The sequence below is a fragment of the uncultured Methylobacterium sp. genome (assembly GCF_964251405.1).
Taxonomy (GTDB): domain Bacteria; phylum Pseudomonadota; class Alphaproteobacteria; order Rhizobiales; family Beijerinckiaceae; genus Methylobacterium.
The window spans coordinates 1-9,226 of sequence record NZ_CAXUJR010000097.1 but is presented as its reverse complement, the minus strand read 5'-3'; the positions used below and the strand labels follow the sequence as shown (position 1 = coordinate 9,226).

9 protein-coding genes are annotated in these 9,226 nt (G+C 68.4%); all 9 read left to right on the top strand.

What is annotated here, in order from left to right:
* Positions 1 to 2,138: xanthine dehydrogenase family protein molybdopterin-binding subunit (locus ACFE7U_RS15135; protein WP_375410548.1), on the top strand; the 2,138-nt coding region annotated here is incomplete at its 5' end.
* Positions 2,135 to 3,010 (top strand): FAD binding domain-containing protein, encoded by an 876-nt coding sequence (locus tag ACFE7U_RS15130; protein ID WP_375410547.1) that lies wholly within the window; start codon positions 2,135 to 2,137, stop codon positions 3,008 to 3,010. The genes ACFE7U_RS15135 and ACFE7U_RS15130, both read left to right, overlap by 4 nt.
* The gene (locus ACFE7U_RS15125) at positions 3,007 to 4,221 is read left to right on the top strand and encodes a 2Fe-2S iron-sulfur cluster-binding protein (protein ID WP_375410546.1); all 1,215 of its coding nucleotides are present in this window, start codon (positions 3,007 to 3,009) and stop codon (positions 4,219 to 4,221) included. Before ACFE7U_RS15130 ends, ACFE7U_RS15125 begins: the two co-directional genes overlap by 4 nt.
* 37 nt (positions 4,222 to 4,258) lie before the next feature.
* Complete coding sequence (locus ACFE7U_RS15120; protein ID WP_375410545.1) at positions 4,259 to 5,413, top strand: ABC transporter substrate-binding protein; 1,155 nt, start codon at positions 4,259 to 4,261, stop codon at positions 5,411 to 5,413.
* Between the two features lie 60 nt (positions 5,414 to 5,473).
* On the top strand, positions 5,474 to 6,346 hold the full coding sequence (locus tag ACFE7U_RS15115) for a branched-chain amino acid ABC transporter permease (RefSeq protein WP_375410544.1): 873 nt from the start codon (positions 5,474 to 5,476) through the stop codon (positions 6,344 to 6,346).
* Entirely contained in the window at positions 6,343 to 7,386 is a 1,044-nt protein-coding gene (locus tag ACFE7U_RS15110; RefSeq protein ID WP_375410543.1) for a branched-chain amino acid ABC transporter permease, read from the top strand. Before ACFE7U_RS15115 ends, ACFE7U_RS15110 begins: the two co-directional genes overlap by 4 nt.
* Positions 7,383 to 8,201: an ABC transporter ATP-binding protein gene (locus tag ACFE7U_RS15105; RefSeq protein ID WP_375410542.1), complete on the top strand. Its 819-nt coding sequence runs from the start codon at positions 7,383 to 7,385 to the stop codon at positions 8,199 to 8,201. The genes ACFE7U_RS15110 and ACFE7U_RS15105 overlap by 4 nt, the downstream gene beginning before the upstream one ends.
* Positions 8,194 to 8,898, top strand: coding sequence for an ABC transporter ATP-binding protein (locus ACFE7U_RS15100; protein ID WP_375410541.1), 705 nt, complete (start codon positions 8,194 to 8,196; stop codon positions 8,896 to 8,898). The genes ACFE7U_RS15105 and ACFE7U_RS15100 overlap by 8 nt, the downstream gene beginning before the upstream one ends.
* Before the next feature lie 9 nt (positions 8,899 to 8,907).
* A partial coding sequence (locus ACFE7U_RS15095; RefSeq protein ID WP_375410540.1) for a Rieske (2Fe-2S) protein occupies positions 8,908 to 9,226 on the top strand: 319 nt, incomplete at its 3' end.

The following is a 9,226-nucleotide window of genomic DNA, read 5'->3' as shown; positions in this document are numbered from 1 at the left end:
CGATCCGGGCGGTCTCTGGCCTTGCCGGCTTCAAGGTCTCGGAGCAGCCGGTGCTCGCCACGGACAAAGTCCGCCAGGTCGGCGAGCTGATCGCGATCTGCCTTGCCCCAACCCGTGCCGAGGCCGAAGACATCGCGGCCTCAGTCGTCCTCGACCTCGAAGAACTGCCGGCTGTCCACGACATGCTCACCGCCCGCGAGCCGGGTTCCGCTCTGGTGCACGAGCATTGGGGCGACAACGTCTTCCTGGAGACGCTGGTCGACGTGAATATCGCCGCCGCGTTCGACGCGCCCATCAAGGTCACGCGCACGATCTCGACGGGGCGACAGTGCATGGCGCCGATCGAGGGGCGCGGAACGGTCGTTCACCTCGACCACCGCGCCGACCAGCTCGTGGTCCACACTGCGAGCCAGATGCCGCACATCGTACGCAACGGCCTCAGCGAGTGCCTCGGCATCGAGCAGGGTCGCCTGCGCATCGTCTCGCCCGACGTCGGCGGTGGCTTCGGTTACAAGGCGATCCTGCTCGCCGAGGACGTCTGCCTGGCTTGGCTCGCCCTGCGCGTCGGCCACCCCGTGCGCTGGCTGGAGGACCGACGCGAGCATCTCACCGCCAACGCCAATTGCCGCGAGCACCATTACCGCATCACGGCCTATGCCGAGCGCGACGGCACCCTGCGGGGCATCGACTGCGAGGCGACCGTCGATTCCGGCGCCTACTCGGCCTACCCCTTCTCCGCCTGCCTGGAAGCGGCGCAGGTGGCGAGCATCCTGCCCGGCCCCTACGACTTCCCCGCCTATCGCTGCCGCACTTGGTCGGTGGCCACCAACAAGTGCCCGATCCTGCCCTATCGGGGGGTCGCCCGCACCGGCGTGTGCTTTGCCATGGAACTGATCCTCGATGCCGTGGCGGCGGAAGCCGGCATCGAGCCCTGGATCGTCCGCGAGAAGAACCTCGTCGGGCCCGAGCGGATGCCCTTCGACAACATCACCAACAAGCATTTCGACAGCGGCGACTATCCGCAGGCGCTCGCCCGCGCCCTCGAAGGCATCGACGTCGAGGCCGTGCGGGCCCGGCAGCGGACCGCTGAGCCGGACGGCCGGCGCATCGGCCTCGGTCTGTCGATCTATTGCGAGCAGGCGGCCCACGGTACCTCGGTCTATTCCGGCTGGGGCATCCCGATGGTGCCGGGCCACGAGCAGGCCGGGGCCCGCCTCACCCCAGACGGCGGCCTGGAATTGCGAATCGGCGCCCATTCCCACGGTCAGGGCCTGGAAACGACCCTGGCGCAGGTCGCCCACGAGATCCTCGGCGTGCCGGTGGCGCGCACGCGCCTCGTCCACGGCGATACGGCGATGACGCCCTATTCCACCGGGTCCTGGGGCTCGCGGGTGATGGTGATGGCGGGCGGTGCTGTCGCGACCGCCTGCCAGGAACTGGCCGACCGAGCGGTTCGCATCGGCGCCCACCTGCTCCAGGCCGATCCGGCCGCCTGCCGCTTCGAGGCCGGGCGCGTTGTCGGTCCGTCGGGCGACATCGCCCTGTCTGACATCGCGCGCACCTGGTACCGGCGCCCGCAGGACCTCGGTCCGAACGTGAACCCGGGCGGTCTGGAGGTCACGGCCGGCTACAAGCCGCAGCGGGATTCCGGCACCTTCTCCTATGCGGCCCACATCGCCGTCGTCGCGGTCGACCCCGATCTCGGCGCCGTCGAGATCCTCGATTACGTGATCGTGGAGGATGGCGGCACGCTTGTGAACCCGCTCGTCGTCGACGGGCAGATCTACGGCGGCCTCGCGCAGGGGATTGGCACGGCGCTTCTGGAAGAGATGCGGTTCGACGCCCGCGGCCAGCCCCTGGCGTCGACCTTCGCCGATTACCTCCTGCCGGGCGCGGCCGAGGTGCCCGAGCCGCGCATCGATCACATGGAGACGCCGTCCCCCTACACCCGGTTCGGCGTGAAGGGCATCGGCGAGGGCGGGGCGATCGCGCCCCCGGCAGCCATCGCCAACGCCATCAACGACGCCCTGCGGCCGCTCGGCGTCGAGATGCTGCATTCTCCCATCAGCTCGCGCCGCATCGTCGAGGCCTTGTGTGCCGCGAAGGATGTTGGCGCGCCACGAAGGCATGCCGCATGAAGCCCGCCCGCTTCGCCTTCGAGCGCTCCCGGGACCTCGCTGCCCTCCTCGACCGCCTCGCCGCGGCGGAGGGGAGCGTGAAGCTGATCGCCGGGGCGCAATCGCTCGGGCCGATGCTGAACCTTCGCCTCGTCGAACCGGACCTCGTCCTTGACATCACCGGGATCCCGGAGCTGCGGCAGGTCGCGCTTGATGGCGACACGCTGGTGCTCGGCGCCTGCGTCACCCATGCCGACATCGAGGATGGGCGCGTCCCCGACGTCACCGGCGGTGCCATGGCCCGTGTTGCGTCCGCAATCGCCTACCGCTCCGTGCGCAACCGCGGCACGATCGGCGGGAGCCTAGTCCACGCCGACCCCGCCGCCGACTGGGTCACGTCGCTGATCGCACTCAGCGCCGAGGTCGAGATCGCGTCCAAGGGCGGGCGCCGCCGCCTGCCGCTGGAAAACTTCGTCGTCGGAGCCCTCGACGTGGCGTTGGAGCCCGGCGAGGTCGTGATTGCGGTGCGAATCCCCACGCTCCCACCGGCCACGGCTTGGGGCTACGTCAAGCACTGCGCCAAGATCGGCGAGTTCGCCCATGCCATCGGCGCCGTGCGCATCGAGGCTGTGCACGGCCGCGGCCGTGCGGTCATCGGCGCCATCGAGCGCGCGCCCCTGGTGTTCGCGGATGCGCGGTCCTTGTTCGGTGGCCGGATTGGCGCGGACTACGCCGACCGGTTCGACCCGGGCGCCGCTGACGCCGCCCTGCGTGCCTCCGGAATGTCCGACCCCGTCGACCGCCATGTCCACGTCACCGTCCTAAGTCGCGCCGTCGCGCAGGCGGCTGCACGGCCGGTTCCTGGCCTCGGACGCCTGACGGAGGCCGCATGAGCACCGCCGTGCCGCTGGCCGAGAACGATCGCATCGCCGTCGCCTTCTCGGTGAACGGCCGGCCGATCCGGATGCTCGTCGAACCGCGTACCCATCTCGCCGACCTTGTCCGGGACGAGCTCAACCTCACCGGCACGCATCTGGGCTGCGAACACGGTGTCTGCGGCGCCTGCACGGTGCTCCTCGACGGCGAGCCGGCCCGCGCCTGTCTCACCTTCGCGGGGAGTTGCGGGGGTGCGGCGGTCACGACCATCGAGGGACTCGACGAGGACGAGGTGACTGCCGAATTGCGCGCGGCCTTCAACCGGGAGCACGCGCTTCAGTGCGGCTACTGCACGCCCGGGATGTTGGTCACCGCGCGAGACCTCGTCCTGCGTCTGCACGATCCCGACGAGCGTCGCGTGCGGGTCGGGCTCGCGGGCAACCTCTGCCGTTGCACCGGCTATGTCGGCATCGTGCGCGCAATTACCAGCGTGATCGCGGCACGGCGCGCGCGCGGCATTGGACCCGGAACTGGGCGAGAACGCCGACTTGGGCCGGTCGGGGCATACCCCGGCACCAGCTCCATCGCCATCCCTGTACCGGTACGGGGCACCGAGACGCCCGAGGGGGAATTCCGGGCGGTGGACATCGCGGAGGACTTCGCGCCGGCTCACAGCTTCGACCTGTCGTTTGTCGTGGCCCACCCGCCGGAGGTCGTCTTCGCGGTGTTCGGGGACGTGGAGGCGGTGGCTGCCTGCCTGCCGGGTGCCGTGCTGACCGAACCTCCGACTTCGAGCACGGTGCGGGGTGCGCTGCAGGTTCGCATCGGGCCGATTTCCGCGCGATTCATGGGACAGGCTCGCATCGAGCGCACCGAGGCCGAGCGTACCGGACGCATCCTGGGAGCAGGCAGCGATGCGGGCGGGCGATCCGCCACCCAGGGCGAGATCCGCTACGTTGTCGGGCCGGCAGAGACGCTTGGGTCGTCCCGGGTCGATCTCAGCATCGGCTACACCCTGAAGGGGCCGCTCGCGCAATTCGGGCGCCCAGGTCTCGTGCGCGACCTTGCCGGGCGCCTCGGAGCTCAGTTCGTCGCCAACCTTGAGGCACGGCTGTCGGGTGCCCCCGCGCCGACAGCCGCCGGCCTGAACCCGATCCGCCTGCTCCTGAGCGCGTTGTTGGCGCCCCTGAACCGCCGCCTCGCTGGATGGCTAGGCCGCGGCCGCTGACCCTCATCCCGATCTGCAAAACGACCTGGAGCCAAACATGACGCGCACATTGAAGACAGTTCCAACCTTGGCTCTCGCGTTCGCTCTGTCGGCGGGCGTCGCCCATGCGCAGGCGATCCGCATCGGCGTCAACGAGCCGCTGACTGGAGCCTTCGCGGCGTCGGGCACCTACGTGGTCAACGGCGCGAAGATCGCGGCGGACGAGATCAACGCCAAGGGCGGCGTGCTCGGCCGCAAGATCGAGCTCGTCATCGAGGACAACAAGAGCAACCCGACCGAAGCGGCGGCCGTGGCGGAGAAGCTGATCACCAGCGACAAGACACCGGTGCTGATGGGGGCCTGGGGCTCCAGCCTGACGCTCGCGGTGATGCCCAAGCTGGCCGAATACGAGACGCCGATGCTGGTCGAGACCTCCTCCTCGGGCAAGATCACGACCTCGGGCAACCCGTTCGTCTTCCGGATCTCGCCGCCTTCCGCCCTAGAGGCGGAGACCTTCGCGCCGATGGTCGCCAAGCTCGGGCTGAAGAAGGTCGACTTCCTCGTCCTCAACAACGATTTCGGCCGGGGCGCCGCGGCCGATTTCGGCAAGATGCTCAAGGACAAAGGCGTCACCGTCGGCCTCGTCGAGACCATGGACCAGGGCGCGCAGGACATGAGCGCCCAGCTCTCCAAGCTCAAGGCGTCGGATGCCGACACCATCATGATCACCAGCGCCGTCGACCAGCTCACCCTGGTGTTCAAACAGATGGCGGCGCTGGGCCTCAAGAAGCGCGTCATCACCACCGGCGGCTCGCAGAACCCGGACCAGATCATCGCCCAGGCCGGGGCGGCGGCCGAGGGCACGATGCACCTCACCACCTTCCTGCCATGGTACCCCGAGCAGACCCCGAACCCGACGGCCACCGCCTACTTCATCGCGGAGTGGAAGAAGCGCGGGTTCCAGTTCGCCGGCGTCACCGAGAGTTTTCGCGGGTACGACGGGATCCGCGCCATCGCGGCGGCCATAGAGAAGGGCGGCGGCGCCGACGCGGCGTCCATCACGAAGGGCTTCTGGTCGGTGGACTTCACCGGCCTCAACGGACCGATCCGCTTCGCCAAATCTGGTCCCGCCGGCAAGGAGAGCGGCCAGAGCAAGCCCGACGTCTACCTGATCGAGATCAAGGACGGCAAAATCGCGGTGCCGACGCTCTGATCCCCGAACCGGCCGGCGTCGCACCCGGCCGGACCTGCTTGCGACGGATGAGGGCCGACGATGACCGAGTTCCTGCAGCACCTCCTCAACACCCTGGTCCTCGGGGGCACCTACGCGCTCCTCGGGATCGGGCTGACGCTGATCTTCGGGATCATGAACGTCGTCAATTTCACGCACGGCGCGCTCTACACGGTCGGCGCCTACGTGATGTACCTCGCTGTCACCGCGCTGGGCCTCGGCTTCTTCGCCGCCCTGCCCACCGCGATCCTGGGCGGCCTCGTGCTCGGAGCCGCCATCGACCTCGTCCTCCTGCGTCCCCTGCGTCGCTCGGACATGGACACCACGATGCTGGTGATGATCGGCGCCGGCATCGTCCTGCAATCGGCCACGCTGTGGCTGTTCGGCGGGGTGGCGAAATCGATCCCGACGCCCTTCCCGGATGCGCCGCTCCAGCTCGGCCCGGTCTCCGTATCGTGGCTTCGCTTGTTCGTGCTCGGGGCGGCGCTCGCCCTCATCGTGCTGACCTACTGGCTGATCAATCGGACCCGGCTCGGACTCGCCATGCGGGCGACCTTCCAGGACCACGACACCGCGTCCTTGATGGGGGTCAATGTGCGCCTAATCTACACCGCGACCTTCGCGATCGGGTCGAGCTTGGCTGCCGCGGCCGGTGCGCTGCTCGGACCCGTCTACGTGGTGTTCCCGCAGATGGGCGGGATGGCCGAGCTGAAGGCCTTCGCCATCGTCATCCTTGGCGGGCTCGGCAACATCACGGGAGCGGCCATCGGCGGCTTCATCCTCGCGCTCGCCGAAGAGCTCGGCGCCGGCTACATCTCCTCGGGCTACCGCGACGCGATGGGCTTCCTGATCATCATCGCGGTGCTCATCTTCAAGCCGACCGGCCTGTTCGCGAAGGCGGAGCGCATCGGATGACCCGGCGCCTCCTGGCCCCCACGCTGCTGGCCGCCCTCATCGCGCTTCCCCTCGCACTGGGGACCAACCCCTATCTCCTGAACGCGCTGATCACGACGGGCATCATCATCATCGCCGCCATGAGCCTGAACCTGCTGCTCGGCTTCACCGGTCAGCTCAGCCTCGGCCATATCGCGTTCTTCGGCATCGGCGCCTATGTCAGCGCGCTGACCAGCCTCGGCTTCGACGCCGAGATCCTTCCGGGATGGCGCGTCGTCCACGAGCCCTGGCCACCAGCGATCGGCTTCCTGTTCGCCGTTATCGCGGCGGCCGCGTGCGGCTACCTCGTCGGACGGCTCTCGTTCCGGGTGCGCGGCGCCTATTTCGTGATCGTCACGATCTCGTTCGCCGAGGTGGTGCGCCTCGTGGCCCTCAACTGGGTGGAGCTGACGCAAGGGCCGCTCGCCCTCACCGGCATCCCCCCCTTTACCCTCGGTCTGCCGGGCCTCGGGAGCGTGACGCTCAAGACCAAGCTGCAGAACTACTACCTCGTCCTCGCGGTCGGAACGGTCTGCTACGCGATCATCGCGCGCCTGGTCGGCTCGCGCTTCGGCCGGGCCATGCGCGGGCTCAAGGAGAACGAGTCCCTCGCCCTGTCGGTCGGCATCAACGCCACCCGGACGCTCACCGTCGCGGCAATGATCTCGGCGGCGATGGCGGGCGCCGCCGGCAGCCTCTACGCTCATTATCTGCGGATCATCGACCCCGACGTCTTCCTGTTCTCCACCACCGTCACGATGGTGATCATGGTAGTGGGCGGCGGCAAGGGGACGCTGCTCGGGCCGATCGTCGGCGGGCTCATCTTCGGGCTCCTACCGGTGGCCCTTCGGCCCGTTATGGCGCCCGAAGCCCAGTGGATGGTCTACGGTCTCATCCTGATCGCGATCCTGTTCGTGCTGCCCCGCGGCATCGTCCCGGGGATCGCCAATCTGATGGGTCGTCGGCACAAGACGACTGACCAGGTACCCGTTGCCGGTGTCCCTCTGGAGGGACGTTCATGAGCGCGGTCGAGCCCCCGATCCTGTCAGTCGACCACGTCGGCGTCCGCTTCGGCGGCCTCGTCGCCATTGCCGACCTGCACTTCGACGTCCGTCCCGGCGAGATCCTCAGCCTGATTGGCCCGAACGGGGCCGGCAAGACCACGGCCTTCAACGTGATGACCGGCTTCCTCAAGCCAAGCCAGGGAGAGGTGCGGTTCCGGGGCACTAGCCTGAAGGGGCTGCAACCGCATGAGATCGTTCGGTTGGGCCTGAGCCGCACCTTTCAGCGCACCAGCGTGTTTCCCGACGACACGGTCTTCGACAATGTGATGATCGGCCTCCACCGCCACGGGCCTTCGCGGCTACTCGACACCCTCATTGGCCGCGACAAGGCCTCGGAGAAGCGTCTGGGGGAGCGAGCCGCGGAGCTTCTCGACTGGGTCGGCTTGTCGGCCCGGGCGAAAGAGAAGGCCGGGTCCCTGGCCTATGGCGAGCAGCGCCTCGTCGGCGTGGCCCTCGCTTTGGCGACCGAACCGGCCATGCTCCTGCTCGACGAGCCCGTCTCCGGCATGAACGCGTCGGAGACCCACGTCTTCGTCCAACTGATCCGCCAGATCCGGGCGCGCGGCATCACCATCCTCCTGGTCGAGCACGACATGCCGATGGTGATGGAGGTCTCCGACCGCATCGTTGTGCTGAACTACGGCCGGCTCATCGCGGAAGGCCCTCCGGCGGCGATCCGCACCGACCCCGCGGTCATCGAGGCCTATCTAGGCAAGGGCAGCGCCGCCCGGGACGCCGCGCGCGCCGCCTCAGCGGAGACGAGCGATGCTTGAGATTCGCGACCTCGTTTGCGGCTACGGCCACGTCACGGCGCTCAAGGGCATCTCCATCGAGGTCCGGGAAGGTCAGCTCGTTGCCCTCGTGGGTGCGAACGGCGCCGGTAAGTCGACGACACTGCGGGCGATCTCGGGCCTGGTGCCGGCGCGCTCCGGCGCGATCCGCTTCGCCGGCCACGACATCACCGGCAGCGATCCGCGCCGCGTGCTCGGCCACGGCATTGCCCATTGCCCCGAGGGGAGGCGGGTCTTCCCGCAGATGAGCGTGGCCGAAAACCTCGCCATGGGCGCCTACCAGCGCCGCGATCCGGCCGGCATCGCCGCCGACCTCGCCCGCGTCTACGGCGAGTTCCCGCGGCTCGCCGAGCGACGCGGTCAGTCCGCCGGCACCCTGTCGGGCGGCGAGCAGCAGATGCTGGCGATCGGCCGGGCGTTGATGGCGAGGCCGAAGCTCGTGCTCTTCGACGAGCCGTCGCTTGGCCTCGCCCCCAACATCGTCGAGCGCATGTTCGCAGTGATCCGAGCAATCTGTGATAAGGGCACCACGGTGCTCCTCGTCGAGCAGAACGCCTTCGCGGCCCTAGAGCTCTGCGACTACGCCTATCTCTTAGAGACGGGTCGCATCGTGCTCGCAGGGCAAGGCTCCACCCTGATCTCCAATCCGCACGTGCGCAAAGCGTATCTCGGCGGCTGAGGCAGCGTGATGCGCTTACCAGCATCCTTCGATGGGGTCGCGCCGATGCCAAGGCACTGGGTTCGCGTCCGCCGCTTGGACGCCATTGAAGATGGCACCATCGTTCCCGTGGTGGTGAGGGGTACGCATCTCATCCTCATACGGGAGAACCATCGGATCTATGCGACCGAGAGGGCTTGTCCGCATGAAGGTGCGGACCTTTCGACCGGGCGATGCTTGCACGGAAATCTTTTCTGCCCTCGTCACTTTGCATGGTTTGGCCTGGAAGATGGACAGGTCCACGGAGGGTGGCACTTTCGTCGCCTGCGCACTTATCGGACTTATGTCG

What these genes read in the sequence shown, in the direction of transcription:
- ACFE7U_RS15130 (WP_375410547.1), top strand. Translation starts at nt 2,135, where the DNA reads ATGAAGCCCGCCCGCTTCGCCTTCGAGCGCTCCCGGGACCTCGCTGCC.
- ACFE7U_RS15125 (WP_375410546.1), top strand. Translation starts at nt 3,007, where the DNA reads ATGAGCACCGCCGTGCCGCTGGCCGAGAACGATCGCATCGCCGTCGCC.
- ACFE7U_RS15110 (WP_375410543.1), top strand. Translation starts at nt 6,343, where the DNA reads ATGACCCGGCGCCTCCTGGCCCCCACGCTGCTGGCCGCCCTCATCGCG.
- ACFE7U_RS15105 (WP_375410542.1), top strand. Translation starts at nt 7,383, where the DNA reads ATGAGCGCGGTCGAGCCCCCGATCCTGTCAGTCGACCACGTCGGCGTC.
- ACFE7U_RS15100 (WP_375410541.1), top strand. Translation starts at nt 8,194, where the DNA reads ATGCTTGAGATTCGCGACCTCGTTTGCGGCTACGGCCACGTCACGGCG.
- ACFE7U_RS15120 (WP_375410545.1), top strand. Translation starts at nt 4,259, where the DNA reads ATGACGCGCACATTGAAGACAGTTCCAACCTTGGCTCTCGCGTTCGCT.
- ACFE7U_RS15115 (WP_375410544.1), top strand. Translation starts at nt 5,474, where the DNA reads ATGACCGAGTTCCTGCAGCACCTCCTCAACACCCTGGTCCTCGGGGGC.